Source organism: Methanobrevibacter millerae, assembly GCF_001477655.1.
GTDB classification, from domain to species: domain Archaea; phylum Methanobacteriota; class Methanobacteria; order Methanobacteriales; family Methanobacteriaceae; genus Methanocatella; species Methanocatella millerae_A.
The window spans coordinates 685129-711640 of record NZ_CP011266.1; the positions used below are offsets into that span (position 1 = coordinate 685129).

Here is a 26512-nt window from a genome sequence, read left to right on the forward strand (position 1 = left end):
TAACATTTATAAATAAATTAAATTATATTTTAATCATGCAAAAAAATAATTTTCATGTTAATGAGCACTCTTTAAAAACTGCTATTTCTAATGTTGAACCTAATAAGTTAACTACACGGGGGTATAATCAGCAAGACTTAATCGAAAAGATTAGGTATGGAGATATGATTTTTCTAATTTTACGAGGAAGATTACCTTCAATTAAGGAGAGCAAAATGTTTAATCATGTTTTAGTTTCTTTCTGTGATCATGGCGTAACTCCTCCAAGCACTCAAACTGCAAGAATCATAGCTTCCTCAGGTTCACCGCTAAATTCAGCAGTTGCAGGTGCTTTGCTTTCTTTTGGCCATAAGCATGCGGGTGCCATAGAAAAATCAATGGAATTATATCAATCCAGTGTCAATTCACTAATATTAACAGAAGATGCAGATTTGGATAATAAGCAAATTGCAAGTTTGGCTATTGACATTTATAATAATCATATTTCCGGAGATGAAAAAATTCCCGGTTTTGGGCACCGTTATCATACTACCGATCCAAGAGCCGAAAAATTAATTCAAATAGCAATTAAAGAGGGTTTTGTCGGCCCACATATTAAACTGGCTGTAGCTATTGAAGATTTATTAAGTCAAAATAAAGGAATTAAATTAAATGTGGATGGAGCTAATGCGGCTATTTTATCTGATTTAGGTTTCACTCCAGATTTAGGTTTGGGTATTTTCATAATTGGCCGTATTCCCGGAATCATTGCTCATATTCATGAAGAAAAAATGGATGAAGATGAATTTAGACGTTTTTGCGATTTAGATGATATAATATATGGAGGTCATTAAGATGGATTTTGATGATGTAATCAATAAAAGATATAGTGTAAGAGGATATTTGGATAAAGATGTTGAACAGGAAAAATTGGATTATGTTTTAAATGCCGCTACTCTTGCTCCAACAGGTGTAAATTACCAGCCTTTTAAGGTTTATGTAATTGATACTAAAAAGAATAAAGAGGCATTATCTGAAATTTATTCAGCTAAATGGTTTACACAAGCACCATATGTATTGTGTGTTGTGGCACAAACCGACAAGTCTTGGGTTAGAAAATGGGATAATAAAAACATTTCAGACATCGATGCTACTATTGTAATGGATCATATTATTTTAGCAGCTACAAATGTGGGTCTTGGAACATGTTATATTGCAGCATTCAAACCTGATAAGGCAAGAGAACTTTTGCAATTGGAAGATTCTGAGGAACCTGTATTATTCACACCTTTAGGTTATGGTGATGCCGAACCTAGGGACACTCCAAGAAAAGAAATTGATGAATTTGCCGTTTATTTATAGATTAATATGGATTTATTTATATTAAAAGCAGATAATTCAGATGAAATGAATAGAATTTCAGAAGAGTTATCTGAAAATAAATTTAAAAAGATACAGGAAGAAGACCATTTTATCTTAATGAAAAAGAAAAGGTATGGTAATTATTATGTCCATATCTTATTTTTAATAATAGGTTTGTTATTTATTTATTTAGTATTGTTATTAAATGTAATTTACTTTACTTACAGTTATTTATGGGCTTCCCCACATGTTTTAATAACAACTGAACTAAAAAGTAGTGATGGCGAACCATTGGAATATAATACAATGGATGAAGTTCTTGAAAAGGCAAATAAACAATTTTAATTAGTCTATTATTTCATCAACATCATATTCTTCTATTTTTCTTATTATTAATGGTGTTGATATGTTTGGATTGTCATATTCAGATTCTTCACCTATTTTGGCATTAATGAATACTTCATTGACTTGAGGCTCTAAAAATAACGTTAAGATGTCTTCTCTAAACTCATCATATTCTCTTTGTATGTTCTCATCAGATATTCTTAATAATGGAAGCTCTTCTGTCCATATATCTCCGCCTGGTGAGAATTTTTTATCCTGCAACTTGTTTTTATAAACTTCTCCATCTAACATCATTTCAAAATTTCTATTTAAAATTATCCAAACACATCTATTCATAATTAATAGTATTTATATTAAGATAGTTAAATATTGATGTATGTCTCGTATTAAAACTTTTAAAATGCTGGGTATAGTTTTAGCCATAGTGTTAATAATTGTTGGAATCCTTCCAATTATTAGGGGAGATGTATTAACTAACGATACTGTTGCTACATCAATTATTCTTATACTTTTAGGTATTGCATATATTATTATTACATTCAAGCCAGAATGGACAAAAGCAGTCTTTTTCTTTGAAGGTATTGTTATTGGTGTTGTTGGATATATGGTACTTGCATCTCCATATAATATTGGCTTTGCTATAATTGGTCTTTTTATTATTGTAATAGCTATTTTGGCTTATTTAATGAAATTACCTAAAGGAATCCTTAAATTCTTTTATAGGTAATCTTTTTTTCTTTATTTTTATAAATTCTTTTTTTTAACATATTAATTCATAAAAATATAATTTTTTTGTTATCATTTTTTATTTTAAGTCATGAATTGTTTTATTTTTCATGAAAATATAGTAAAAGATATATATTAAGCAAAATAAAAATTAAATATACCATGGTGATTAATTATGGCAGAGATATCAGACGCAATCGCAATGATAAAAAAAGCTGAATCTGATGCTGAACAACTTATCATTGATTCCGAATCACAATCAAAAGATTTAATCAATGAATCCAAAGTTAAAGCTGAAGAAATCATTTCCGAAGCTAAAAAATCAGCAGAAGAGGAAGTTAAAAATACTGTTTTTGATGCAGAAGATAAAGCTAAAGAAGAAGCTAAAACAATTGCTGCTAACTCTGATAATGACGTAAGCGCATTAAAAGATAAGGCTATGGCAAATGTGGATGAAGCTGCTTCTATTATTGTCAAAAATATTTTGTAGTGTGAGATTATATGTTCAAGACAGCTAGAATGCGAAAAATTAGAATAGTTACACTGGATAAGTATGTAGCTCCTACAGTGGATGCTCTCCACGAACAGGGGTTAGTACAAATCAGTGATATTTCTGATAGTATTCAGCAAGATCCTGAATTAGCGGAATTAGTTACTCCTGCAAAAGCTACTCCTTACACAGGTAAATTATCTTCACTTTTAATGAAAACAAACGGTATATCTGAACTTTTGGGAAATTCTTTATCAGAAGGCCATGGGATTAAAGATACTTTAATGTCTTTCATTAGTCCAGATTTGCCAGTTCAAAAAAATGTTGAAGATTTAGACACTGAAGCTTTCATAGCTAAAGCTGAAGAAACTTTATCTAAGGTAGAGAGTAAGACACATGTTATTGAGGGAAAACTATCCGCTCTCGACTCCGAAACAAGTGAATTAAAGTCTAATAAAAGTTTAGCTAGACACTTATCTAATTTTGACATGGATTTAGCTCTTTTAAAAGATTCTAAGTACACTTCTACAACTGTTGGAAGGATTAATGTTGAATCTGCTTCAGAAATCAAAACTAAATTAAGTAACTTGACTGATGAATTAGATATGTTTACAGTCCCGAGCGATGATAAAGATTATGTCAACATCGTTGTGGTGACTTTAAAAGAATTTAATGATGATGTCTATGCGACACTTCGTAAATTCGACTTTGAGAAAATTGAAATAGGTAATGTTGAAGGTACTCCTCAACAGATTATTTCAAATGCTGATGCAAGATTAAATGCCATTGAATCAGAACGTGCAACTGTTAAATCAGAATTAAGAGTTGTCGCTGAGCAATGGGATGATGAAATATTAGCACTCAAAGAGCAAATAGAAAATGAAAAAGAAAAGAATGAGATTCTTTCTGCATTTGTTCAAACTAAAGATGCTTATATGCTTGAAGCATGGGTACCTGTAAAGGATACTGAAAAAGTTGAACAATTGGTAGAAACAACCTCAGACGGTCACTGTGCCTTTGAATTAATTGAAATTGAAGGAACAGATGATGAAGATGTACCTATTTTACAACAAAACGGATGGTATGCAAAACCTTTCGAATACCTTGTTGATATGTACTCTCCAGTACGTTACAATGAAATCGATCCAACTATATTTGTTGCTATTATGTTCCCTATTTTCTTTGGGTTCTGTTTAACTGATGCATTTTATGGATTATGTGTAGCTTTAATAGGTGTTGTATTATTAAAAGGATTAGGTAAAATTAAAGAATCCATGCATTCATTTGGTTGGATTTTAATTTGGTCCGGTCTGTGGGCAGTTATCCTGGGTCTTTTAACAAATGGTCTTCTTGGTGATTTCTATGATAGGATATTGCATTTAGGAAAAGCTTTACCTACAGTATATGAACCTGTAAATGCATTTGGCCACCCAGATAAAATTTTAATAATTGCTATCGCTATTGGTGTAATCTATACTAATATAGCTTTCATTTTAGGAGCTATTAATAACTTTAGATATGGCAATAAAAAAGAGGCTATTGGATCTCAATTATGTTGGTTTGTTTTAGAAGCTGGTGTTATTTTCCTCGCTTTAGGTTATTTAAACCCTGCAATCGGTATGATTGGTTTTATTATTGGAGGAATTTTAGTAATTGCATGTATTGGAATGTTAGTTTATGCTAATGGTGCATATGGAGTAATGGATATTTTCGGATTCATGGGTGATGTATTATCCTACGCTCGTTTATTAGCATTATGTTTGGCTACCGGTGGTATTGCTATGACAGTTAACATTTTAACCAATATGGTAAATGATATGATTCCTTTTATTGGAATAATTCTTGCAATTGTCATATTTATAGGCGGTCATATTGCAAACTTCGCTTTCCAAGTATTGGGTGCATTTATTAACGCTTTACGTTTAAATTATGTTGAATTCTTCTCTCAATTCTACATGGGAGGAAAAGGCAAATTTGAAGCTTTTAAAGCAAGTAGAACATTTACTAAAAAATAAAATTAAAAATTTTTCATTTATATATAAAATAAACAAAATTAAAAAAATATTATTATAAAGGTGAATTAAATATGGTAGAAATTGCTTTAGGTACTGCTTTAGCAGCTATTGGTGCTGGAGTAGCAATTGGTTTTGCTGGATTAGGTTCCGGTTTAGGGCAAGGTATGGCAGCTGCTGGATCTGTAGGTGCAGTTGCAGAAGATAACGATATGTTTGCTAGAGGTATTATTTTCTCTGCATTACCAGAGACTCAGGCTATTTACGGTTTCTTGATTGCAATCTTATTACTCGTATTCTCCGGATTATTAGGTGGAGGAAAAGGTTTAAGTATGGAAGCTGGTCTTGTAGCTATTGGTGTAGGTGCATCCATTGGTTTCGCTGGATTAGGTTCCGGTATGGGACAAGGTATTGCTGCATCCTCATCTGTTGGTGCAATCGTAGAAGATAATGATATGTTCGCACGTGGTATTATTTTCTCTGCATTACCAGAGACTCAGGCTATTTACGGTTTCTTGATTGCTATTTTACTCATGGTATTCGGTGGAATCTTAGGTTAAGGAGGCATTTTTTATGAGCTCAGGCACAGATAAAATTGTTTCAAGCATTATGTCTGAAGCCCAAGAGAAAGCTGATACAATCATGCAAGAGGCAAATGCAGAAATTGCAACAATAAATGCAAATGCTGAGAAAACTGCAGAATCAGAGAAAAATAAAATTTTAGATAATGGAAAAAAACAATCTGATATGAGATATCAGCAAATTATCTCTGAAGCTAAGATGAATGCTCGTAGAGCAGAATTAGGCGCTAAAGAAGAAGTTATCGAAGCAGCTTTTGATAAAGCTAGTGAAGAATTAAAAAGTATTGCTTCTTCTGGTAGTGATGAATATGATGATTCATTGAGTAAAATGATTAAAGAAGCTGTCGATGAACTTGGTAGCAATGATTTAATCATTCAATTAAATGAAGCTGATACAAATAAATTTAAAAGTCAACTTGATTCATCTTCTACTTTCCAAATTGACGATATCAAATTCCAATTAGGTGAACCTATCGATGCTATCGGTGGAGCTATTGTTAAAACTAAAAGTGGGGACATTGAAGTAAACAACACTATTGAATCTAGATTAGAAAGATTTAGAAGTGTTTTACGTAGTGAAGTTGCAAATGTTTTATTTAAATAAATTAGGAGGGAGAAATTATGGCAGATGAACTTGCATCATTAATAACAGCTCTTGGATTAACACAAGAAGTATTTATTGTATTCGTTATTCTTGCTGTTATTATAATAGGTGCTGTAGTTGTAATTATCACATCTAGACCAATATTGGATATTTATCCTTATCTCAATCCTAGTTCAAGAGTTAGAGCAAGAAAAGGAAGACTCTTCGATGAAAAACAAATGTCTGAAATTGTTGAATCCAACAATGTTGAAGAAGTAGAAAATTATCTTAAAGGCGTTCCTGAATATGCTGATGTTTTAGATGACTATCCTTTAGACAAAGCATTAGATGTTCAACGTGCTAATACTTATGATTTTATTGCAAGATTAGCTCCTAAGGAAGTTAAAGATCCATTTGTTGTAATGTCTAAAAAAACAGATATTAACAATATTAAAAGTCTTATAACTGCAAAAGAAGTTGGTCTTAATGCTGAAGAAACCAAAGAATTATTAATTCCTTGCGGGTCATTATATGATGATTTAAGTTCTTTAGTTGACACTGATAGTGTCACTGATATTATCACTAGTTTAGATGGTACTGAATATGCTACTGCTTTAGAAGATGCTCTTCCACAATATGAAGAGAAAAAAATGACTCTTCCATTAGAATCTGCTTTAGATAAATATTACTTAGGCAAATTATTACACTCTTCAGATGTTCCGGCTGATGAAAATAGACAAATAGTATATTCATATGTAGGAACTCAAGTAGATGTTGATAATCTTAAATTAATTTTAAGAGCTAAAGAAGATGGTTTAACTTATGATGATATTTCAGAATATATTTTAGCTGATGGTTATCAATTACGTGAATGGAAACTTAAAGATTTAATGGATTCTCCTGATGTTACTAATGTAGTATCTGGTTTAGAAGGTACTAAATATTCAGAGGCTTTAACTGATGTTGTTCCACAGTACAACGAGACTGGATCTGTTGCTGTGTTTGAAAGGGCATTAGATGTGTATGTCGCAGAACATGCAAAATCATTAGCTTCCAAAAAACCATTAGGTGTTGGTCCAATTATTGGTTATTTAAGTCAAAAAGAAGCTGAAATTAAGAATTTAAAAATTATTGCAAGGGCAAAAAGAGAAGCTGATTTCCCTAATTCTAAAATAATGGAGATGTTAATATGAGTTCAGTCGCTATTATAGGAGATATAGATACTGTATCTGGATTTAGACTTGGTGGAGTTAAAGAAGCAGAAGTTGTTAATACTGCTGAAGAAGCTATTACTGCTTTTGATAAATTTTTAGATGATGAAATTTCAATCATTATAATAACTCAAGTATTAGCTAATGAAATTAGAGAACATATTAATAGGAAAATTGGTTCTAGTGTATTACCAATGATAATTGAAATACCTGATAAAGATGGGTCCTCCGAAGGGTCATCTGATCAAATGAACGATCTTATTAAAAGAGTTATCGGGGTAGAGATGGTTAAATGATTATTGAAGGAAAAATTATTAAAATTGCTGGGCCTGTTATTGTCGCAGATGGTATGAGAGGAGCCCAGATGCTTGAGATGGTTAGGGTAGGTGAACAAAAGCTTATTGGAGAAATCATCGAATTAGAAGGTGACACCGCAACTATCCAAGTATATGAAGAAACAGCAGGTATTCAACCTGGTGAAGTTGTAGAATGTACAGGAGGTCCTTTGTCTGTAGAACTCGGTCCTGGAGTTATGAGTTCTATTTTTGATGGTATTCAAAGGCCTTTAAGAATTATTAGAGAAGAATCTGGTGACTTTATTGCAAGAGGTATTGATGTAGACTCTGTAAACAAAGAGAAAAAATGGGAATTCAAACCTGTTGCTAAAGTTGGGGATAAAGTAGTTGGTGGAGACGTTCTTGGTGAAGTACAAGAAACTACTGCTGTATTACACAAAATCTTAGTTCCTCCAACAATGGAAGGTGAAGTTACTAGCATTGCTTCTGAAGGAGAATATACTGTACTTGAAGACATTGCAGAAATTGATGGGGAAGCAGTTCAAATGCTCCAAAAATGGCCGGTAAAAAGAAGCCGTCCATATGTAAGAAAATTAGACCCAGATATACCATTGGTAACTGGTCAAAGAGCACAAGACACTTTCTTCTCTGTAGCTAAAGGAGGAGCAGCAGCTATTCCAGGTCCTTTCGGATCAGGTAAAACTGTTACTCAACAACAATTAGCTAAATGGGCAGACGCAGATATTGTTGTTTACATTGGATGTGGAGAACGTGGAAACGAAATGACTGAAGTACTTACTGAGTTCCCATTCCTTGACGACCCTAAAACAGGAAACCCATTAATGGACAGAACTGTTCTTATTGCAAACACTTCAAACATGCCAGTAGCAGCTCGTGAAGCATGTGTATATACTGGTATTACTATTGCTGAATACTATCGTGACCAAGGTTACGATGTAGCACTTATGGCAGATTCAACCTCAAGATGGGCTGAAGCTATGAGGGAGATTTCAGGAAGATTAGAAGAAATGCCTGGGGAAGAAGGTTACCCAGCATATTTAGCATCTAGATTAGCACAATTCTACGAAAGAGCAGGAAGAGTAGAAACTATTGGTAGTGAACCTAATGTTGCGTCTATTTCTGTAGTTGGTGCAGTATCACCTCCTGGTGGGGACTTGTCTGAACCAGTTACACAAAACACTTTACGTATCTGTAAAGTATTTTGGGCTTTAGATGCATCTCTTGCAGATAAACGTCACTTCCCTTCAATTGACTGGTTACAAAGTTACTCATTATATGTAGACAGTATTGAAGGATGGTGGGCTGAAAATGTAGCAGCAGATTGGAGAGCTACTCGTGATAAAGCTATGGGTCTTTTACAAAAAGAATCAGAACTTCAAGAAATTGTTCAATTAGTAGGTCCTGATGCTTTACCAGAGACCGATCAGGCTACTTTAGAAACTACCCGTATGTTAAGAGAAGACTTCTTGCAACAAAATGCATTTGATGATGTAGATACATACTGTGCTCCAGAAAAACAATACAAAATGTTAAAAACCATTCTTCAGTTCTACGATGAATCTCTTGCAGCAGTTAACAGAGGTGCTCCTATTGCAAATATTGTAGCATTACCTGTAAAAGAAGAAATCGGTAAAATGAAATATGTCCCACAAGAGGAATTTGATGCTAAAATTGAAGAAATTCAATCAGCAATTACTAAACAATGCAGTGAGGCTTAAAAATGAATACAAATATTAAAACTAGAGAATATACTACTGTATCTGAAGTCTCAGGTCCTTTGATGATTGTTGAAGGAGTGGAAGGCGTTGGTTACAATGAAATTGTAGATATTGAAACACCTACTGGTGAAAAAAGAAGCGGTCAAGTTCTTGAAGTAACTAAAGATGTTGCTGTTATCCAAGTATTCGAAGGAACTAACGATTTAAACACCAAAAACACAAAAACCAGATTCACTGGTGAAACTGCAAAAATTGGTGTTTCAAGAGATATGATGGGTCGTATCTTTAACGGTATCGGTAAACCTATTGACGGTGGACCAGAAATCATTCCTGACGAAGAATTGGATATTAACGGTGCTCCAATGAACCCGGCTTCTCGTGAATTCCCAGAAGAATTCATTCAAACTGGTATCTCTACCATTGATGGAATGAACACTTTAGTAAGAGGACAAAAACTTCCTATTTTCTCAGGATCAGGTTTACCTCACAACGATTTGGCTGTACAGATTGCAAGGCAAGCTAAAGTATTAGGTGCTGACGATGAATTTGCAGTAATTTTCGCAGCAATGGGTATTACAAACGAAGAAGCAAACTTCTTCATGAGAGACTTTGAACGTACTGGAGCTTTAGAAAAATTAACAGTATTCATGAACTTAGCTGACGACCCAGCTATTGAAAGAATCTTAACTCCAAAAATGGCTTTAACTACTGCAGAATATTATGCATTCACCTTAGGTATGCAAGTATTAGTTATCTTAACAGATATGACTAACTACTGTGAAGCTTTAAGGGAAATTTCCGCAGCAAGAGAAGAAGTACCTGGAAGAAGAGGTTACCCTGGATACATGTATACTGACCTTGCAGGTATTTATGAAAGAGCAGGACGTATTGATGGTAAAGAAGGTTCAATTACTCAAATGCCTATCTTAGTTATGCCTCAAGACGATATTACTCACCCTATTCCGGACTTAACAGGTTATATTACTGAAGGACAAATTGTATTAAGCAGAGAAATCTCCAGGAAAGGTATTTACCCTCCTGTAGACGTACTTCCTTCACTCTCTCGTTTGATGAGTGGTGGTATTGGTGGAGAAAAAACTCGTGATGACCACAGTGGAGTATCTGACCAACTTTATTCTGCTTATGCAGAAGGTCGTGAATTAAGAGACTTAGTAGCAGTAGTAGGGGAAGAAGCTCTTACCGAAAGGGATCAAAAATTCTTGGAATTTGCTCAAGCATTTGAAGATAGATTCATCACTCAAAGTAAAGACGAAGACAGAACTATCTTTGAAACTTTGGATCTCGGTTGGGATTTACTTAAAATCTTACCTAAAACTGAACTCAAAAGGGTTAAAGAAGAATTTATCGAACAATACCTTCCAAAAGAATAAATTCATTTGCTTAAAACAGGTGATTGAATGGCACAAGATATTATTGATGGAATTAATCCAACAAGGATGGAGTTATTATCTCTTAAAAACAGGACTAAACTAGCTGTTAAAGGGCATGGTTTACTCAAAGAAAAAAGAGATGCTTTAATCAAAGAGTTTTTTGATATCTTGGATCGTGTTAAAGGTATTCGTGAAAATGCAGAGAAAAGTTTAAAAGAAGCTAATGAAGCATTAATTGAAGCTCAAATTGCAATGGGTGATTTGGCTGTAAGAAAAGCATCATTATCAGTTAAAGAATCTATTGATGTTGATATTACTTCAAGAAGTGTAATGGGTGTTAATGTACCTGTAACCAATATTCAAATGGAAGAAAGATCCATTGTTGATAGGGGTTACGGTTTTTCAGACACCACTATCCAATTAGATGAAGCTGCTAAAAAATTCGAGGAATCTCTCAAGTATTTAATTGAACTTGGTGAAGTAGAAAAAACAATTTTCTTATTGGCTGAGGAAATTGAATCCACTAAACGTAGAGTAAATGCTTTAGAACATATTATGATTCCAAGATTCCAAAATACTGAAAAGTATATTGATATGAGACTCCAAGAAATGGAAAGGGAAAACTTTGTTCGTTTGAAAATGATTAGGTCTACTATTGAGAAAAATGAAAAAGCTCAAGCTGCAAAAGAGGCTGCAGAATAAGATTTTTATCTTATTCTAATCATTTTCTATTTTTTTTAAAAAACTTATTTTTTTATGGTGTATTAATGAAAAGAAATCCAATAGACCAATTTTTAGCTGATCCAGATAATAAAGCTAAACTATTTAGATGGATGACTTATGGTATGATTATTACTACTTTTTTAATTACAGTAGGGTTTTTATTTTTTATAATTCATCTTGTTGGCATTATATAGTTTCTTGATTTACAATTCGAGAGCTATTTTCTACTTTTTCATATAATTTTTTAAAATCGGTATCTTTGTCGATTATTGTAAGCAATGGTTCTGATTTTTCTGTTATCGTTCCAATATGTGGCAGGTCATAAATATTGTCTAAATCTATTTTTGAATATTTGTTTCTGCATGGTGAATAGATTATTTTTTTATATGAGTAATATTTTGCCTTTGGGATTTCGACAGATTCATTCATGCAACTTTTTATATGTGCATCTAGCATATTAATCTGAAGTGACTTTTCCACACATTCAAATGTACCCTGTATTCTTGGATTAACTTCAATTACATATAATCCGTTTTCATTTAATATGTAGTCCACACCATTGGAACCTATTAAATTGAATTTATATGCTAAATTCTGTGATGTTTCTATCATTTGTTTATTTATTTCATCGATATTTCCTATATTTGAAAGAATGCTTTCTTTTGTTAAAGGCAGGATGTTTCCAATGTATATGTAGCTGTTATTATTTTTAAAATCATTTTCAGTCAACAGCCTTGAGTTCATTATGGTTTTTTTGATGTCTTTTCTTGCAAGGATTGATGAACTTAGATTTATTCCATCAATATATTCCTGCAAGATATAATTTTCACTATCATTTAATTGAATAGTGCTATCATTATTTAAAAGATTAATATCATAACCACCTGATCCTTTAACAGGTTTTATTATATATTTAACCTCAGGTTTATTTTCACTAATTTCAATTGCTTCATCTACATCTTTTATTAAAAAAGTCTCCGGAACAGTAAATTCATCTTTGATTTTTTCATAAAACTTGAACTTATTTTCTATTTGGCTAACGTCTTTATTTCCTAAAATCTTTTTTTGATCTTTTTTGGAAAATTCGCCAGGTGAAATTCCGGAAATTGGGATGATGTAGTCTGCTTCATCAATAAAATCTTTTGAAGTCTCCAGAATATAAGAACTGTTAAAATTGTCTTCAAAAATGCCTGAACTTTCATTATTCTTTTCTTCAAGAATTATTTTCTGGTTTTTTATTTGTGGTGTGTCTGATGTAGAAAAATAACTTGTAGAAAAGATTTCATAATCTAATTTCAACGCACTATTAAGCATACTTCTTGTATTTATTCCAATAAGCAGTAGCTTTTCCATAAAAAATCTCATAAAAAAAGTTAGTTAGAATAGTCCCGAGCGGAGTCGAACCGCCGTCTCCGGGTCCAAAGCCTAGAAGGATTACCACTACCCTACGGGACTATGTTGTAATATAACAACATGTTAATATATGAGTTAAGTAGTATTTAAAGGTATCGTTCATTTTAATTTTTTGTAAAATAAACATTTTTCCGCCCATTTACAATCATTGCAAATATTTTCAACACTTTTTAATGTATTGAATTTTAAAATTACTTCATTAAATAAATCTATTGCATTATACTCTTTATTAATATCAAATTCGGATAATACTTCTTCATCCATTTTTACAATGGTTTCATTTTGCATTTCGTTTTCGCACAGGTCATTTTTTAAATTCGGACAAGCGGAACAAATGTCGTCAGAACTATTAATTAATTTAATGGTGGTTTTATCGGTTTTTCTTAATTCATTAATTCGGGTCATATTCAAAACAAAATCCTCACTGTAGCCATAACCCTGAAAACCTAAAATGCATAATAAATGATGACCTCTTAATTCCATATCAATCAATAAAAATATAGTAAAAAGGTTAAAATTAACCTTTAGTCTTTTGGTAAGAAAACTTTGGATAATCCAGCTGCACCTGCAACTTTAACAAGGTCTCCGAAGATGAAAGGAACAAGACCCATCATTAAAAGATCTGCAATTCCAACAACAGTACCTTGAGCAAAGTACATCCATAATGCTAAACCTAAAAGTCCTGGAATATAAATTAATGCAAAGTTAGCTACACAAATAACTGCAAACATACGGGTAAAATTACGTGCTTTTGCATATTTGTCAGTAATATAACCAATAAAGTATGATGCAATAATGAATCCGATTAAATATCCTCCAGTAGATCCGAGCAATACATCTAATCCACCAGTCATTCCCCCAAACCATGGGACAAATGCAATTCCTAAAACAACATACATTATTTGGCTTAAACATCCATATCTTTTACCAAGGAATAATCCTGAACATAAAACTGCAAATGTTTGGGCAGTAATTGGGACAGGAGTCCATGGAAGAGGAATGATTATTTGAGCCATTAAACCTGTAATACAAGCCATTAAAAATGAAAAAACAATTTTTGTTATTGTACTAGATTCGTTAAATCTTTCAAAGACATTTTTTCTAGCAGTATAATAATTTTCAATGTTTATATTCATTAAATTTCCTCCTTATTTAATTTCCTTATTAATATTTATCTTTATTAATATTTATAATTATAGAAAATTTATAACATTCAAAAAGAGTATGGATATAATTGGAAAAAATAATAAAAAATGAGGATGGGTAATCCTCTATTCGATGGTAATAATTTTTAAGTTGTATGGTTTTTTGACAATGTTTGATCTGAAGGCAACTAATTTTTTAATTCCTTTTTGGGATGATACGTCAACTAATCTTTGGCTGATAATACCGTCAAATATCACAGTATCCGCACTTCCTTCAATATTTTTGATTTCTTCATAGATATCTTCGATGGATACTTCTTTAGTTATATTTAATGCTTCATCCAAGATTGCTCCGCATCCTGTGCCTTCAAATTCTTTTAACATGTCTTTCATTAAACTTACTTCATCATCTTCAATTTCAACTTTTGGTTCCTTGTTGTATTTTTGTTTTTTGTGATGAGTATGTTTGTCATGTTTTTTGTGATGGTGATTGTTGTTGTTTTCTGAAAGAATGTTGTGACTTGCTAAAAATTGTGCAGTAGGAACTTTGTCTCTGAGTGCAACTAAAACCTCATCTTTTTCCAAGTCTTCAACTTCTTTTCCTTTAGGAGCACGTGTAATATAGTCAACATCACCGATTTGTAAAAGTTCTTTTAAGATTAATTCTCCACCACGGTCACCATCTACGAATGCTGTGGTAGTTCTTTTTTTACTTAAATCGCCGATAGCCTGTGGGACACTGACTCCTTCAACAGCAACAGTATTTTTAATTCCGTATTTGAGTAAATTTAAAACATCGCTACGTCCTTCAACAACAATGATTGCATCTGAAGTGTGTATGCTAGGACCTGCAGGTAACCTGTCGTCCCCATATTCTGAAATTTCATGAATACGCATTGCTTCTCTCACTTCTTCAATCATTTTCATGCTTGCCGGACCAACGCTTTCGACCATGTTTTTATAGATTTCTTTTGCACGGTTTACAACTTGTTCTCTTTTTACAGCACGAACATCTTCAACTTTTAAAGTTTGGATTTCGGCTTCACAAGGTCCAACACGATTAATTGTTTCTAAGGATGCTGCGAGAATAGCAGTTTCAACTCTGTCTAAACTTGAAGGAATTACTATTTCTCCTTTGGCTCTTCCACTATTAGAATGAATATTGACTTGGATCCTACCTATTCTACCAGTCCTTTGAAGTTCTCTTAAATCTAAATCATTACTTAATAAACCTTCAGTTTGTCCGAAAACTGCTCCGACAACATCAGGTTTTTCTACAATTCCATTTGCATTAATTTGTGCATGGATTAAATATTTTGTTGTAGTTAATTCTTCGCCTTTTCCCATATTTAAGCCTCCTAGCTTATTAATCGGGTTAATTTATATTTTTCTAAAAATCATAATTATTTTTAGGCAATAAATAAATTATACGATAAACATGTTTTTGATTATAAATCTATTATATACTAAAAAGAGTAAAAGTGCAAATGAAAATTTAATTATTCGGGTTTAAATTTTGTTTTAATTGTTTTAAATTTGTTATTTTCTTTTATTTTGTTTTAAATCCTTTTTTAATAATTAAATTTTCTCCTTTTCTGTTAATCAAATAAATGATAAATTAATAATAATGAATAAATTAACTCTTAAGCATATAATAAATAAGTATTGTTCAAATACTACAATTATTATTTTGGTTAAACTAATATATAAAATATTGTTTATAGAAATTTTTTTATTTGATAATTCCATATAAATTAATACAATGGTGATTTAATGTCTATAAAACCTCAAGACTTATTACATAATAAAAAAGATTTAACTAAAATAAAAGATATAAAAGATATTTCATTAGATAATATTACAATTGATGATTTAACATATGATGGTCAGAATTACGATGAATACATTAATCTGAATTCATTTCTAAATCAGGTTTCAAGTTGTCAGATTTCCGATGCATATAATCAAATTGCCCGCAGATCAGGAGTATTATATAACTTGAAATCTATCAATAACTTAAAGACTTGGGGTAGGATTACTACTTCCAAAACGAATAGTGATGACTGGGGAACTATCACTTTAGCTATCGATGAGGCGAATGATGGTGATGTATTGCTTGTTGAAACCAGTGATATGGATGCGGCAATCTGGGGCGAACTGGCTTCCACATGTGCAAAGAATAATGGCCTTAAGGCGACACTGGTTTATGGATGTGTGCGTGATTTGGATGCATTGTTATATATGGATTATCCTATTTTTGCATGTGGTTTTAGACCAAATGCAGGGTCTGCTTTGGGATTGGGTGAAATTAACATTGATTTGGAATTGGAATCTATTAAAATTTCTCCTGGCGATTTCTTATATGGTGATGAAACCGGCGTGGTTATAATTCCTAAAAAATTGTTCAATGAAGTCATGAACAAAACCTTGGAAATTAAGATTAAAGAAAAAAATATTGTTGACATTTTAAATTCAGGCAAGTCTTTATCTCAGGTGGCAGGGTTGAGATAAAAATATAAAATTATTTAAATAAGTTTATATTTCCATATATAAGTATATCATTCCTAGAAACTTAATATATTTTTGGATGAAATTTTTCATCATAATTGGTTTTTAATAACATTGTTATATTATTTTGGTATGGATAATTGATTTTTCGTAAGTTTTTTATATTATTTGTGAACAAAAAATTAAACAAGATTTAAAAACTCACTAATTTTTGTGTGTTGAATTGTTGATTAGAGTGTTTTTTTCTTGTTTCCCGGATGTTTGTTATTAACATCTGGGGTTTTTCGCTCTTTTTCATCATATTGATGTTCTTCGTATTGTGTTAGTTCTTTGGATGCTTCTTTTATTATAAAATCGATTATTTCTTCTCTTTTTGTTCTCGATCCAAATAGTATGTCAAAGAAGAATAAATAGATATTTCCTATTATTTTTGCGAAATTCGACTGATAAATTATTTTTTTATCTTTATTTCTGGGTGTTCTTGTTATATTGTTTTCTGCGTGGTTTTTTATGGTTATTGCTAGGTTATAAACGAATATATGTGCGTAAAAATCTTGTTCGATTATTTGTCTTCGTATTCCGCTGAAATCTTCGATTTCGATGAGATTTTTTAATCTATCGAATCCTGTTTCTACTGTCCATCTTTTTGCATATAATTCTTTTAAATCTTCTGTTGAGAATTCTTCTGGTGTTAAATTTGTTGCTAGTATTTCTGGTTCTTCATTTCCAATATCTATTAATGCTATTCTTATTTCTAATCGTCCCATTTTTCTTGCTTTTTCTTTTAAATTTTCATCATCAAATTTCTTTAATCTGTTGTTTGTCATGTTGATTTGTATTATTTCATCATTGGTTTTCATTTGTTTAATTTGATGTGCAAATACGTTTTTTGGTAGTCTTATTAAAAATTTTGAGTTCAAATCAATAGTTTTTGCCATTAATTCGATTGATGGATAACCCCTGTCATAAATTGTAATTAATTTTGTGATGTCTAATCGTTGTTTTAAGTTATTTAGATGTTCTATTGCTAAATCAATTTCATTTACTACTGTTTCAACAATTTTTACAGTTAAAATATGTTTGGAATGCACATCCAATACGCATGAAACTCTTGCACGAATTCTTTTTTCTTTTAACAAGTTTTCATCACCAACAGGAAATTCTTCACGTGTTAAAGTAACATTTGGAAGATCAACAATACTCCCATCACACGCACTGACAATATATCCTTTAAATTTTGAAAATCCTGGAAATTTGTTATATAATTCATCAATAAAACATTCATACATGTCAATAAACACTTTAGGGTCAATAAACATTCTCTGTTTTCCAATTCCCTGACTCGAAATCGTTTCAAAATCTTTCTTCATCCACATAGTAAAAAATCTAATCGTTTCAATATAACTAGTACAGCTCCTTTGGGAAAGAATAAATGCAGTATATTCTTTTTGAGTCATTTTTCTATCCCTAATAAATCGATTATCTTCAGTAATATATCTTTTTGATATAAAACACTCAAATAATCGAAAAAAATTTTTGATAAACCTATCAAAAGAATACATAAAATACTCCTCCAATTAACTAAATTCGTAATCAAAAAACTTCAATTACATATATAATTATATATAACTCATAATATTTAAAATAAACTATTAATAATTATTAAAATAAGATATAAATAAATTAAAAGTAATTAAACAAGTATTAAAATAAATAACGTTTGATTCAATTAAAATAAATAAAAATTAGATGTTTTCAATATTGAAAACATAGTTAAAAATAAGTTAAATCCTTAAGTTTCTAGGAATGATAAGTATATCGATACCTTTATATATGGGAATATTCTAAACATATAAACGATACAGATTTAATTTTTAGTTTGATTATATGAAATTCTTAGGAAATAGTTTGCATATTGCAAACTCTGGTAAATTGATAGCAAGGTCTTCCCAAACACCAACTAGTGGTGGTATAGTTTTTGACAGTAATAAAAATAAAATTGGGAAGGTGGGCTATGTATTTGGACCTACTAAACAACCATACATTTCAATTCGTTTATTTAAGTCAGCAGATTATGACAGAATAAAAAGAAATTATGGTGAGAAACTGTTTGTATCAAAACCAAAATCTAAAAAACGTAAAAAACGGAGGATGAAAACATTTCAGAAGAAGTAAATCAGGCTCCTAGACGCAGAAAAAGATCAGATAGGACTGCAAGAAAAAGTGAAGAAGAAAATAAAAAGGCTGCTGTTTGTCCTGAATGTGGTTCTACAGAATTAATAGGAGATTATGAAAGAGCAGAAGTTGTTTGTTCTCATTGTGGATTAGTTATTGATGAAAATTTAGTAGATATGGGTCCTGAATGGAGGGCATTTGACCACGAACAAAGAGATAAACGTACAAGGGTTGGTGCTCCGATAACATACACTATTCACGATAAAGGTTTAAGTACCATGATTGACTGGAGGAATAAGGATATTTATGGTCGTGATATTCCTGCAAGAAATCGTGCTCAATGGTACAGATTAAGAAAATGGCAAAGAAAAATCAGAATTTCCGGTGCTACTGAACGTAACTTGGCATTTGCATTATCTGAATTGGATAGGGATTCATCAAGATTGGGTCTTCCAAGAAGTGTAAGGGAAGCAGCATCTGTAATCTACAGAAGTGCAGTAGATAATAAGTTAATTCGTGGAAGAAGTATTGAAGGTGTGGTTGCAGCTTCATTATATGCTGCATGCAGACAATGTAACGTCCCACGTACATTAGATGAGATTGCTGAAGTTTCTAGAGTAACTAAAAAAGAAGTTGGTAGGACTTACAGGTTCCTTACAAGAGAATTAAATATTAAATTACCACCAACATCTCCAGTAGATTATGTTCCTAGATTTGCAAGTGAATTAGGTTTGTCTGGTGAAGCTCAATCTAAAGCTATTGAAATTATTGAAAAAGCAATGGATAAAGGTTTGACTTCTGGAAGAGGACCAACCGGTGTAGCGGCTGCTGCATTATACATCGCATCTGTTTTATTGGGTGAGAGAAAAACCCAAAGGGATGTAGCTGACATTGCTGGTGTTACTGAAGTAACTATCAGAAACAGATATAAAGAATTAACTGAACAGTTAGATATGGGTGTAACTTTATAGTTCACCTAAAACTTATTTTTTTATTTAGAATATTTTTCGATACGGTATTTTAATTCTCGTATGATTAAATCATTGCTGTATATTTTAACATTATTTAATTTGTTTTGGTATTTGTCAAGTCTTTTTAGGAATCGTTTTATCTTTTTAACACTCATTTCTTCGTGGTATTCACCGTATCCTAATTTTTGAACATAAAATCCGTTTAATGTTTGCTCAAAGTTTCCAATAGCCGGAACACTGAAAATTGGTTTTTTAAGTGTTATGGCTTCGGTTATAAATGTAAATCCACCATTACATATTACTGCTTTTGAACTGGCCAAATCATCATAGAATTCATCTTCATTGAATGGTTTGTATGTAAGATTTTCATCAACTTTATCCTGATTAAATCCATAAACGATAAATTTTTCATCAATCTTTTTTAATCTTTCAACCAGATTAACACTTTCCTTACTGGTTTGATAGACTATTATATGATCTCCTGTCGTTGGCTTTAATTTCAATATGTCATCACGGACTACGGGAGGATAAATCACAGCCTTTTTTCTGGACTTGACTTTTGGGTAGAAAAAGCTGGTCATGATGTGGAACTTTGGATTTACAACATAACCTTTTATCACTCCTTTTGCCTTAAGCATTTCGGCCTGATGATGTTTGGGATAGTCAATTTTTGTTTGAGTAATCATATGGATATTATCTAAACTTATTAATGGAATTTGCAGAAGTTTAGATACAATTGTCGCATATGGCTCAAAATCAGTAACGATTATATCAGGTGATAATGCTCTTGCCTTTTTATATAATTCATGATATCCTACCTTGATATTGGTTGGATTTCTTTTAATGGCTGAAATTAGTGTTTTTAAATTATTCACTTTGTTGTTAATATAAACAGTGTTGAATCCGCCGATTTTATAAACATGATCAAATTTCTCATTCAGGTATTCATATGCACGGTCATGTGAGAATATGTAAATATCATAATTTTCTTTGATTTTGTCTATTATTACTCCTGATCTTATTGCATGACCCATTCCTTCACCACAGACACAATAAAAGACTATTTTTTTGGACCTATTTTTTTTCATTTGTGTCTTTTTGAAATAAGTTTTTGCATTGTTTATTTTTTCTGCAGACTTATCATAATTTTCAAACATTTTACTTATTCTTTCAGATTCAGTAGCAAAATTATCTAATTTATTTTTATCTAATTGTTCTTTATCATGTCCAAAATTATAATTTAAATCATCTGCATCAGTTTTTTTACCGACAAAATCATTTAGAGTACTTTTTCCATACTGCTGTATCAGTGTTTGAATGCCCTCTTCTTCAAGTCTTCTTGTTGACACACCTATTTTCGCCTTTCTTAAAACCTTGAATTGTTCAACATGTCCCAGACGATTTATATAATCGCTGTCTTCTCCAAAATTTAATTCTTCATTGAATCCTCCACATTTTTCATGGAGTTCTTTTTTTACGATTATTCCATAACATCCTGCTCCGTGAGGTTTGATTTTTTCAACACTTACCATAAATAAATTTGCTAAATCATGCCATATCTTATCCTCTGATTTTTTTGACAATGGTTTCATCTGTGTAATAGCAATTCCAAGTCTTTCCATTTGGAATTCATAAAGGACGTCTCTTAGATAATCATCAGTAAGTTTCAAATCAGAATCTAAAAAAAGTAAATAGTCTCCTTTCGCAACTTTAGCACCATTATTCCTACCGACCGCAGGCATACCGCCATCAACGATAATGCATCCGTATTCTTCAGCTATTTCTCTGGTTCTGTCTGTTGAGTTGGCATCAGCAATAATTATTTCATAATCATCGAAGTTTTGCTTTTTTATACTGTCCAACAGTGTCGGCAAATATTCTTCTTCATTATATGTTGGAATAATAATACTAAAAATCATATTAATTAATATTTTATCTTTAATAAGTATAAAAATTTTTATATAGATTTATAATTTCAGTTAATATATTGGTTATTGGATGATTAGGTTCTAAATATGAAACTATGTTCCACGATACGGTATAATAATCACATGAATTATTCAGAGGCATTTTCAAATCATTCAGCAATTCCATTTCATTATAATTTGAATTCATGATGTATGTTGTTTTGTTGTTGCTGTGGCTTATATTTTCTATTGGGAATCCGTTCAGTTCTATATTATCTGCAGGATTAACAACATTCACTTCATAATATTCAGTATTTGCTCCAATTATTGCAATTGAAAACCTTAAAGCTATTATAAATCCTGCTACTATATATGGAAGGTATCTTTTTATCAGGGTAATGATTACATATTTGAAATTTTTAAATTCCGGTAGAATTTTACATTTTTCACACAGGTTTCTGTCAATGTTTAGGATATAATCGACAATCTGTTCTATGCAGATTCCGTTTCTTAAAATTAAAAATACTCCACATATTCCTGTAATTCCTGGTGTTGAGAATAATCCTCCATCTAAAGCTCCAATCAACAGGCAGCATCCGAAAAATGAAAGCAGTAATGTTTGGACAAATCTTCTGTTTCTGATTGCCAGCAATAATGTGATTCCTGTTATAGGTATTAGTAAAATTATGTATTTTCCAACTTCTGGAATGTATTGATATAGTCCAATACCGGTATTAATCTCTTTTCCAATAAATGGTCCTATTAAATTGGTTATAAAGTTTCCGAAAACAGATTTTAGCAGGTGTGTATGCAGAATGCTTGTTGATGAAATACTTTTTCCGATAGTCATGAAAATGGTGTTGAGACCGATTCCCATCTGGTATCTGAACAGGACTTCTAATAGTATTCCCAATGTTAATGTGATTGAACCTAAAACCAATGTAATTTTTAGGAACTTATCTGAATCAACTTTTAAATCTTTAAATATCTGTGTTGAAATTAAAAAAAATCCCATCAATCCAAAAAAGATTATGTCTTTTCCTTTAGATGATCCCATTAAAAATAAGTATGTTATTGGATGAACAATTGGGTTTAAGATATTGCTTATAAAAAGCACACCGGCAATTATTATAAATAGTATACCAACTAATATAGATTTGTTTATATTCATTATAAATAACTTTTAAATTAATAATATTTAAATTATTTACTAGATGTGATTTTAACATGTTTGCAATAGAATATTATATTGGCTTGATTTTGATAGGTATTGTTGCCGGCTTTGCATCAGGTCTTTTGGGTGTTGGCGGTGGTTTTTTAATCGTTCCATTCCAATATTTTCTTTTAAAATATATTGGTTTATCTTCTGACCTTGCAATGTTGATTTCATTGGGTACTAGTTTGGCAATCATTATTCCAACTGCATCAAGCGGTGCATATAAGCATGCTCAAAAATTGGACAATATCATTGAGCCGGGGATAAAACTTGGAATCTTTGGTATTATTGGAAGCTTTTGCGGAGGTTTTGTCGCTTCCATGTTGCCATCTAATATATTGGAAATAATTTTTGGCGTTTTATTGTTATTCATAGCTATTAGAAACATTATTTCAAAAGATAAAAAGGAAAACAAAGCCAAATTCGATTTTAATTTCATAACTATAATGTTAACAGGTTTATTTGTCGGATTTTTCTCAGGATTATTGGGTATCGGTGGTGGAATCTTTTTGATTGTCATTCTAACGATGCTTTTAGGATTCCCTATGATTAGGGCAATAGGTACTTCATCAGTATTTATTTCTCTAACTGCAATCGGAGGAACAATATCATATATTATTTCGGGTTGGGGAGTTAACACATTCCCATTTTCCTTAGGTTATGTCAGCATTATCAATTTTATTTTAATTGCATGCTTTTCAGTTCCGTTAGCACAAATCGGTGCGAAATATGCACACAAATTACCTGAAAAACGTTTAAAACAAGTATTTGGATTTGTTGTATTATATATTGCTCTTAAGATGTTGGGTATTCTTCCTTAATCTTTATACCCATTCCACGAGCGATAATCTGAAATTCAGACCCTCCAATTCCATTTAAAAAATATATAATATCTAAATCAACAACACCATTTCCACCATTTTTTTTAATTTCAGATGCTAATCTGATTAAACATTCATCCTTACCTTTTTTTAATTCGTTAAGATGTTCTTTTTCCACATTTTCCGGGGATAAATGAAGAATATGTGTATTTCTGTCTATATTTTTTGTCGCATAATGAAATCCGATTATGTCATAATCCAAATCTTTGGGGTCTGTACTTGTTATGAAAATAAATTTCTGTGAATTTATTATATTATTGCTTCTGGTTTCGTTGAATTCCTCTACAGTTTCAATAACTTCAAGTTCTGGTTTACCAATAAGTCTTCTTACATGATTTCGAAGTTTATCAGTCAAATTTTTAAAGAATCCTGTAAGATATGATAATGTTCCAACTACAACAACAATTCCAAAGTAGTTGATGAATGTCGGAATGGCTGCTTGGATAATAATAACTATTGATCCGAATGTTATGATGTTATATCCCAATGTTGGATTGTTTATAATAAATCCGTAAGCGACGGTTACAATAAATAAAATGAATGCACTGATTGCACCGATATCCTCACCGATAAAATGCTTTGCGAGTATTGTTTCAACATAACCTGCAGCCAATGGTGCAAATATAAGACCTAAATTCCATCCGAAAATATCAATATGGAAATATAAAAAGAAGGCATAAACTGCAAGACCAGATGCTGTACCTAAAGCAATGATATTGAATGCTTTTTGTAAGTTTCTTAGTCTTTGTTTATCGATTTTCATTTTCTTCACAGAATATTGCAGTACCATATGCAGTAATTAAAATTGTATTTCCCATGGTACCGCCAAGATTGTCATATGAAATTTTTAGCCCGATAACTGCATTTGCATTTAATTGCTCTGCTTTTTCGGTCATACTCTTAAGTGCAATGTCCCGAGCTTTCTTTATCTCATCTTCATATCTGGAGGTTCTACCACCTACAACATCACGAACACCAGAAAATAAATCTTTATAGATATTAGCCCCTATTAATGATTCTCCAGTAACAAGGCCTTTATATTCTATTATTTTTTTATTTTCCAGTGTATTTGCGGATGTTAATATCACATTATCACATCTATTTCATGAATGTCATTACCGCCCAAATTATTAAGAATATAGCTATCACTACATATAATATGAGTCTACTTCTTTTTGTTTGACTTAATCTTGCATCCCATACTTTCTGACAGTCTGGGGAGCATACAAGTTCGTCTAAAGGAATCGGAGTTCCGCAAATTGGACAATGTTTGTGTGGGTCTACTGCCATATTATCACCTATCTTATATTTTAAAAAATTCTTTTGTATTTGAAGTTACTTGCAATGCAAGTTCTTCTACATCCATACCCATACAAAGAGCTATTGTTTCGAGTATGTGGGGTAAATATTTTGGTTCATTTCTATTTTTCTTAGGTTTTTTATCAAAATTTTTAGGAATTAAAAACGGTGCATCTGTTTCAATCATTAACTTTTCTGGAGGAATTACACAAACAGCCTCCTGTAAATCCCTTCCTCTTTTCATATCACAAATCCATCCGGTAACACCTATATAACAACCTAAATCAATATAATTCTGTGCTTCATGTTTTGTTCCAGTAAAACAGTGAACAACACTTTTTGAAGCAATTTCATCATGCTTTTTTAATATTTTATATAAGTCTTCATGAGCTTCTCTTTCATGTAAAAATAAAGGCATATCTAAAGTCTCTGCAAGTTCCACTTGAGCTTCAAACCATTTTCTTTGCAAATCCTGTGGAGAAAAATTTCTATTGTAGTCAAGACCACACTCTCCAATAGCCACTACACAATCAGCATCAGCTATTTTTTCCAGTTCATTTATTGTGTGTCCATTGCATGTTTTAGCGTCATGGGGATGAACTCCTGATGTTGAAAACAATGTATCCAGATATTTGGATGCATAATCTTGAGCCATATGGCTTGAATGTATATTGGTTCCTGTAATGATGAATTGCTTTACACCAACCTTTTTTGCCTCTTCAATAATTTCGACTCTATCTTTTTTAAATGAAGAATGCATCAAATTCAAACCAATATCGATTAAATTATCCACTAAATCACCTATTTATTCGTTTATGACTTTAGTACCTATGTCTTCACCATTAATTGCTTTAATAAGATTTTCTGGTTCATTACCATTTGCAATAACGGTTTCCAAATTGGATCTTTTAATCATTTGAACTGCTGTCGTGTCAAAGAATTCGTAGGTTCCTGCCTTCATGTCTTTTCCATTAAGGAAATCAAGCAAGTCTGTAGCTGTAATTTCACTTACAAGTTCAGCATCGTCATACTTGTTGGGATCTTTTGTATACATTCCATCTACTGAAGTTAAATTAATCAATTTGTCTGCATGTACATATTCCGCTAGAATAGCAGATACTGCATCAGTACTGTGTGCAGGTTCAGTTCCACCCATGACAATGATTTTGCCACTGGATGCAAATTCCAATGCTTCTTGGAAATTATGAGGTACTCTTTGATACGCTACATCTCCAAGTGCAGACAATAATAATTTAGCATTAATTCTAGTAACTTCAATTCCAATATCATCACATTGAGCTTCACCAGCTCCAAAATCACGAACAACACTGATATATTCTCTTGCAGGTTTTCCTCCCCCAACAACAATGAATAATTCATGTTCTTCTGTTAATTCTTTTAAAATTTCACTGTATTGTTTGAATCTTGTACTGTCGTAATCTTTTAATAGAATTGATCCGCCAATTGCAACAACTATTTTCATATATTCACCTTATATATTAAATATCAATTCTATTATATTTAAGTTTTTAAAATGATGGTTGGGTTAAAAAAATAAA

The 26512-nt window shown here is 31.7% G+C and carries 30 protein-coding genes, 1 tRNA gene and 1 pseudogene; 18 read left to right on the forward strand and 14 right to left on the reverse strand.

Translation table 11 applies throughout. The features are described 5' to 3' along the window. Nucleotides 1–35 precede the first annotated feature (35 nt). From SM9_RS02810 to SM9_RS02820, 3 genes are read left to right on the forward strand one after another with little or no spacing between them, the layout of a single operon-like run. Nucleotides 36–833, forward strand: coding sequence for a citryl-CoA lyase (locus tag SM9_RS02810; protein WP_058738693.1), 798 nt, complete (start codon nt 36–38; stop codon nt 831–833). Between the two features lies 1 nt (nt 834). Beyond that, on the forward strand, nt 835–1341 hold the full coding sequence (locus SM9_RS02815; protein WP_058738694.1) for a nitroreductase family protein: 507 nt from the start codon (nt 835–837) through the stop codon (nt 1339–1341). Between the two features lie 6 nt (nt 1342–1347). Next, complete coding sequence (locus SM9_RS02820; protein WP_058738695.1) at nt 1348–1686, forward strand: hypothetical protein; 339 nt, start codon at nt 1348–1350, stop codon at nt 1684–1686. Here SM9_RS02820 and SM9_RS02825 read toward each other — a convergent pair whose 3' ends face one another. Then, a complete protein-coding gene (locus tag SM9_RS02825) occupies nt 1687–2022 on the reverse strand; it encodes a hypothetical protein (protein WP_058738696.1) in 336 nt (111 codons plus the stop codon). Between the two features lie 40 nt (nt 2023–2062). Here SM9_RS02825 and SM9_RS02830 point away from each other — a divergent pair, with 40 nt between their 5' ends. From SM9_RS02830 to SM9_RS12150, 11 genes are all read left to right on the forward strand, one after another. Beyond that, nucleotides 2063–2413 (forward strand): hypothetical protein, encoded by a 351-nt coding sequence (locus tag SM9_RS02830; RefSeq protein WP_058738697.1) that lies wholly within the window; start codon nt 2063–2065, stop codon nt 2411–2413. Nucleotides 2414–2587: 174 nt separating this feature from the next. Further along, complete coding sequence (locus SM9_RS02835) at nt 2588–2902, forward strand: HrpE/YscL family type III secretion apparatus protein (protein WP_058738698.1); 315 nt, start codon at nt 2588–2590, stop codon at nt 2900–2902. Nucleotides 2903–2913: 11 nt separating this feature from the next. Further along, on the forward strand, nt 2914–4917 hold the full coding sequence (locus SM9_RS02840; RefSeq protein WP_058738699.1) for a V-type ATP synthase subunit I: 2004 nt from the start codon (nt 2914–2916) through the stop codon (nt 4915–4917). Nucleotides 4918–4988: 71 nt separating this feature from the next. Then, nucleotides 4989–5474, forward strand: coding sequence for an ATP synthase subunit K (locus SM9_RS02845; protein WP_058738700.1), 486 nt, complete (start codon nt 4989–4991; stop codon nt 5472–5474). A 13-nt stretch (nt 5475–5487) separates the two neighbouring features. Beyond that, nucleotides 5488–6099, forward strand: coding sequence for a V-type ATP synthase subunit E (locus tag SM9_RS02850; protein ID WP_058738701.1), 612 nt, complete (start codon nt 5488–5490; stop codon nt 6097–6099). A 17-nt stretch (nt 6100–6116) separates the two neighbouring features. After that, complete coding sequence (locus SM9_RS02855; RefSeq protein ID WP_058738702.1) at nt 6117–7271, forward strand: V-type ATP synthase subunit C; 1155 nt, start codon at nt 6117–6119, stop codon at nt 7269–7271. Further along, the gene (locus tag SM9_RS02860) at nt 7268–7585 is read left to right on the forward strand and encodes a V-type ATP synthase subunit F (protein ID WP_058738703.1); all 318 of its coding nucleotides are present in this window, start codon (nt 7268–7270) and stop codon (nt 7583–7585) included. Before SM9_RS02855 ends, SM9_RS02860 begins: the two co-directional genes overlap by 4 nt. Then, nucleotides 7582–9324: an ATP synthase subunit A gene (locus SM9_RS02865; protein WP_058738704.1), complete on the forward strand. Its 1743-nt coding sequence runs from the start codon at nt 7582–7584 to the stop codon at nt 9322–9324. The genes SM9_RS02860 and SM9_RS02865 overlap by 4 nt, the downstream gene beginning before the upstream one ends. Nucleotides 9325–9326: 2 nt before the next feature. Next, nucleotides 9327–10715 (forward strand): V-type ATP synthase subunit B, encoded by a 1389-nt coding sequence (locus tag SM9_RS02870; protein ID WP_058738705.1) that lies wholly within the window; start codon nt 9327–9329, stop codon nt 10713–10715. A 27-nt stretch (nt 10716–10742) separates the two neighbouring features. Next, nucleotides 10743–11417 carry a V-type ATP synthase subunit D gene (locus tag SM9_RS02875; protein ID WP_058738706.1) on the forward strand — a complete coding sequence of 225 codons (675 nt, stop codon included), beginning with the start codon at nt 10743–10745 and terminating at the stop codon, nt 11415–11417. A 65-nt stretch (nt 11418–11482) separates the two neighbouring features. Continuing rightward, nucleotides 11483–11632 carry a hypothetical protein gene (locus tag SM9_RS12150; RefSeq protein ID WP_198144421.1) on the forward strand — a complete coding sequence of 50 codons (150 nt, stop codon included), beginning with the start codon at nt 11483–11485 and terminating at the stop codon, nt 11630–11632. Here SM9_RS12150 and SM9_RS02880 read toward each other — a convergent pair. The 5 genes from SM9_RS02880 to dnaG all read right to left on the reverse strand — a co-directional run bounded on the left by SM9_RS02880 (nt 11625) and on the right by dnaG (nt 15343). Then, nucleotides 11625–12791, reverse strand: a complete 1167-nt coding sequence (locus tag SM9_RS02880) for an ATP-grasp domain-containing protein (protein ID WP_058738707.1) — start codon at nt 12789–12791, stop codon at nt 11625–11627. The genes SM9_RS12150 and SM9_RS02880 overlap by 8 nt on opposite strands. Before the next feature lie 30 nt (nt 12792–12821). Beyond that, nucleotides 12822–12893 (reverse strand) — tRNA-Gln (locus SM9_RS02885). 57 nt (nt 12894–12950) lie between these two features. Beyond that, a complete protein-coding gene (locus tag SM9_RS02890) occupies nt 12951–13334 on the reverse strand; it encodes a DUF1284 domain-containing protein (RefSeq protein WP_232299194.1) in 384 nt (127 codons plus the stop codon). A 41-nt stretch (nt 13335–13375) separates the two neighbouring features. Further along, nucleotides 13376–13981 carry a biotin transporter BioY gene (locus tag SM9_RS02895; protein WP_083495916.1) on the reverse strand — a complete coding sequence of 202 codons (606 nt, stop codon included), beginning with the start codon at nt 13979–13981 and terminating at the stop codon, nt 13376–13378. Nucleotides 13982–14122: 141 nt separating this feature from the next. Continuing rightward, nucleotides 14123–15343: a DNA primase DnaG gene (gene dnaG / locus SM9_RS02900; RefSeq protein WP_058738709.1), complete on the reverse strand. Its 1221-nt coding sequence runs from the start codon at nt 15341–15343 to the stop codon at nt 14123–14125. A gap of 426 nt (nt 15344–15769) precedes the next feature. Between dnaG and SM9_RS02905 the strand changes: the two genes are divergently transcribed. Continuing rightward, nucleotides 15770–16507, forward strand: a complete 738-nt coding sequence (locus SM9_RS02905; protein WP_058738710.1) for an RraA family protein — start codon at nt 15770–15772, stop codon at nt 16505–16507. A gap of 227 nt (nt 16508–16734) precedes the next feature. On the opposite strand, the gene SM9_RS02910 is transcribed toward SM9_RS02905, so the two are convergent. Beyond that, the gene (locus tag SM9_RS02910) at nt 16735–18066 is read right to left on the reverse strand and encodes an IS4 family transposase (RefSeq protein WP_083495816.1); all 1332 of its coding nucleotides are present in this window, start codon (nt 18064–18066) and stop codon (nt 16735–16737) included. A gap of 325 nt (nt 18067–18391) precedes the next feature. Here SM9_RS02910 and SM9_RS02915 point away from each other — a divergent pair, with 325 nt between their 5' ends. Continuing rightward, complete coding sequence (locus tag SM9_RS02915) at nt 18392–18679, forward strand: Gar1/Naf1 family protein (RefSeq protein WP_058738712.1); 288 nt, start codon at nt 18392–18394, stop codon at nt 18677–18679. 71 nt (nt 18680–18750) lie between these two features. Beyond that, a pseudogene (locus tag SM9_RS02920) lies at nt 18751–19650 on the forward strand (transcription initiation factor IIB); the annotation flags it as partial. A gap of 20 nt (nt 19651–19670) precedes the next feature. Here SM9_RS02920 and SM9_RS02925 read toward each other — a convergent pair. Both SM9_RS02925 and SM9_RS02930 read right to left on the reverse strand, forming a co-directional pair. After that, nucleotides 19671–21569, reverse strand: a complete 1899-nt coding sequence (locus tag SM9_RS02925) for an MJ1255/VC2487 family glycosyltransferase (protein WP_058738714.1) — start codon at nt 21567–21569, stop codon at nt 19671–19673. A gap of 19 nt (nt 21570–21588) precedes the next feature. Next, on the reverse strand, nt 21589–22728 hold the full coding sequence (locus SM9_RS02930) for a hypothetical protein (RefSeq protein ID WP_232299165.1): 1140 nt from the start codon (nt 22726–22728) through the stop codon (nt 21589–21591). Between the two features lie 56 nt (nt 22729–22784). Here SM9_RS02930 and SM9_RS02935 point away from each other — a divergent pair, with 56 nt between their 5' ends. Beyond that, nucleotides 22785–23594 (forward strand): sulfite exporter TauE/SafE family protein, encoded by an 810-nt coding sequence (locus SM9_RS02935; protein WP_058738715.1) that lies wholly within the window; start codon nt 22785–22787, stop codon nt 23592–23594. On the opposite strand, the gene SM9_RS02940 is transcribed toward SM9_RS02935, so the two are convergent. The 5 genes from SM9_RS02940 to pyrH are packed head-to-tail and all read right to left on the reverse strand — an operon-like array spanning nt 23569 to nt 26436. Next, the gene (locus tag SM9_RS02940; RefSeq protein WP_058738716.1) at nt 23569–24417 is read right to left on the reverse strand and encodes a hypothetical protein; all 849 of its coding nucleotides are present in this window, start codon (nt 24415–24417) and stop codon (nt 23569–23571) included. The genes SM9_RS02935 and SM9_RS02940 overlap by 26 nt on opposite strands. Then, nucleotides 24404–24742 (reverse strand): heavy metal-binding domain-containing protein, encoded by a 339-nt coding sequence (locus SM9_RS02945; RefSeq protein ID WP_058738717.1) that lies wholly within the window; start codon nt 24740–24742, stop codon nt 24404–24406. The genes SM9_RS02940 and SM9_RS02945 overlap by 14 nt, the downstream gene beginning before the upstream one ends. Nucleotides 24743–24752: 10 nt before the next feature. Further along, complete coding sequence (locus tag SM9_RS02950) at nt 24753–24944, reverse strand: DUF2116 family Zn-ribbon domain-containing protein (RefSeq protein ID WP_058738718.1); 192 nt, start codon at nt 24942–24944, stop codon at nt 24753–24755. Between the two features lie 13 nt (nt 24945–24957). Continuing rightward, nucleotides 24958–25746: a TatD family hydrolase gene (locus tag SM9_RS02955; protein WP_058738719.1), complete on the reverse strand. Its 789-nt coding sequence runs from the start codon at nt 25744–25746 to the stop codon at nt 24958–24960. A gap of 12 nt (nt 25747–25758) precedes the next feature. Further along, the gene (gene pyrH, locus SM9_RS02960) at nt 25759–26436 is read right to left on the reverse strand and encodes a UMP kinase (RefSeq protein WP_058738720.1); all 678 of its coding nucleotides are present in this window, start codon (nt 26434–26436) and stop codon (nt 25759–25761) included. Nucleotides 26437–26512: the final 76 nt, after the last annotated feature.

What these genes read in the sequence shown, in the direction of transcription:
- SM9_RS02845 (WP_058738700.1), top strand. Translation starts at nt 4,989, where the DNA reads ATGGTAGAAATTGCTTTAGGTACTGCTTTAGCAGCTATTGGTGCTGGA.
- SM9_RS12150 (WP_198144421.1), top strand. Translation starts at nt 11,483, where the DNA reads ATGAAAAGAAATCCAATAGACCAATTTTTAGCTGATCCAGATAATAAA.
- SM9_RS02890 (WP_232299194.1), bottom strand. Translation starts at nt 13,334, where the DNA reads ATGGAATTAAGAGGTCATCATTTATTATGCATTTTAGGTTTTCAGGGT.
- SM9_RS02870 (WP_058738705.1), top strand. Translation starts at nt 9,327, where the DNA reads ATGAATACAAATATTAAAACTAGAGAATATACTACTGTATCTGAAGTC.
- SM9_RS02865 (WP_058738704.1), top strand. Translation starts at nt 7,582, where the DNA reads ATGATTATTGAAGGAAAAATTATTAAAATTGCTGGGCCTGTTATTGTC.
- SM9_RS02915 (WP_058738712.1), top strand. Translation starts at nt 18,392, where the DNA reads ATGAAATTCTTAGGAAATAGTTTGCATATTGCAAACTCTGGTAAATTG.
- SM9_RS02880 (WP_058738707.1), bottom strand. Translation starts at nt 12,791, where the DNA reads ATGGAAAAGCTACTGCTTATTGGAATAAATACAAGAAGTATGCTTAAT.
- SM9_RS02825 (WP_058738696.1), bottom strand. Translation starts at nt 2,022, where the DNA reads ATGAATAGATGTGTTTGGATAATTTTAAATAGAAATTTTGAAATGATG.
- SM9_RS02860 (WP_058738703.1), top strand. Translation starts at nt 7,268, where the DNA reads ATGAGTTCAGTCGCTATTATAGGAGATATAGATACTGTATCTGGATTT.
- SM9_RS02855 (WP_058738702.1), top strand. Translation starts at nt 6,117, where the DNA reads ATGGCAGATGAACTTGCATCATTAATAACAGCTCTTGGATTAACACAA.
- dnaG (WP_058738709.1), bottom strand. Translation starts at nt 15,343, where the DNA reads ATGGGAAAAGGCGAAGAATTAACTACAACAAAATATTTAATCCATGCA.
- SM9_RS02815 (WP_058738694.1), top strand. Translation starts at nt 835, where the DNA reads ATGGATTTTGATGATGTAATCAATAAAAGATATAGTGTAAGAGGATAT.
- SM9_RS02840 (WP_058738699.1), top strand. Translation starts at nt 2,914, where the DNA reads ATGTTCAAGACAGCTAGAATGCGAAAAATTAGAATAGTTACACTGGAT.
- SM9_RS02930 (WP_232299165.1), bottom strand. Translation starts at nt 22,728, where the DNA reads ATGAATATAAACAAATCTATATTAGTTGGTATACTATTTATAATAATT.
- SM9_RS02950 (WP_058738718.1), bottom strand. Translation starts at nt 24,944, where the DNA reads ATGGCAGTAGACCCACACAAACATTGTCCAATTTGCGGAACTCCGATT.
- SM9_RS02850 (WP_058738701.1), top strand. Translation starts at nt 5,488, where the DNA reads ATGAGCTCAGGCACAGATAAAATTGTTTCAAGCATTATGTCTGAAGCC.
- SM9_RS02835 (WP_058738698.1), top strand. Translation starts at nt 2,588, where the DNA reads ATGGCAGAGATATCAGACGCAATCGCAATGATAAAAAAAGCTGAATCT.
- SM9_RS02905 (WP_058738710.1), top strand. Translation starts at nt 15,770, where the DNA reads ATGTCTATAAAACCTCAAGACTTATTACATAATAAAAAAGATTTAACT.
- SM9_RS02940 (WP_058738716.1), bottom strand. Translation starts at nt 24,417, where the DNA reads ATGAAAATCGATAAACAAAGACTAAGAAACTTACAAAAAGCATTCAAT.
- pyrH (WP_058738720.1), bottom strand. Translation starts at nt 26,436, where the DNA reads ATGAAAATAGTTGTTGCAATTGGCGGATCAATTCTATTAAAAGATTAC.
- SM9_RS02830 (WP_058738697.1), top strand. Translation starts at nt 2,063, where the DNA reads ATGTCTCGTATTAAAACTTTTAAAATGCTGGGTATAGTTTTAGCCATA.
- SM9_RS02925 (WP_058738714.1), bottom strand. Translation starts at nt 21,569, where the DNA reads ATGATTTTTAGTATTATTATTCCAACATATAATGAAGAAGAATATTTG.
- SM9_RS02910 (WP_083495816.1), bottom strand. Translation starts at nt 18,066, where the DNA reads ATGTATTCTTTTGATAGGTTTATCAAAAATTTTTTTCGATTATTTGAG.
- SM9_RS02935 (WP_058738715.1), top strand. Translation starts at nt 22,785, where the DNA reads ATGTTTGCAATAGAATATTATATTGGCTTGATTTTGATAGGTATTGTT.
- SM9_RS02810 (WP_058738693.1), top strand. Translation starts at nt 36, where the DNA reads ATGCAAAAAAATAATTTTCATGTTAATGAGCACTCTTTAAAAACTGCT.
- SM9_RS02820 (WP_058738695.1), top strand. Translation starts at nt 1,348, where the DNA reads ATGGATTTATTTATATTAAAAGCAGATAATTCAGATGAAATGAATAGA.
- SM9_RS02875 (WP_058738706.1), top strand. Translation starts at nt 10,743, where the DNA reads ATGGCACAAGATATTATTGATGGAATTAATCCAACAAGGATGGAGTTA.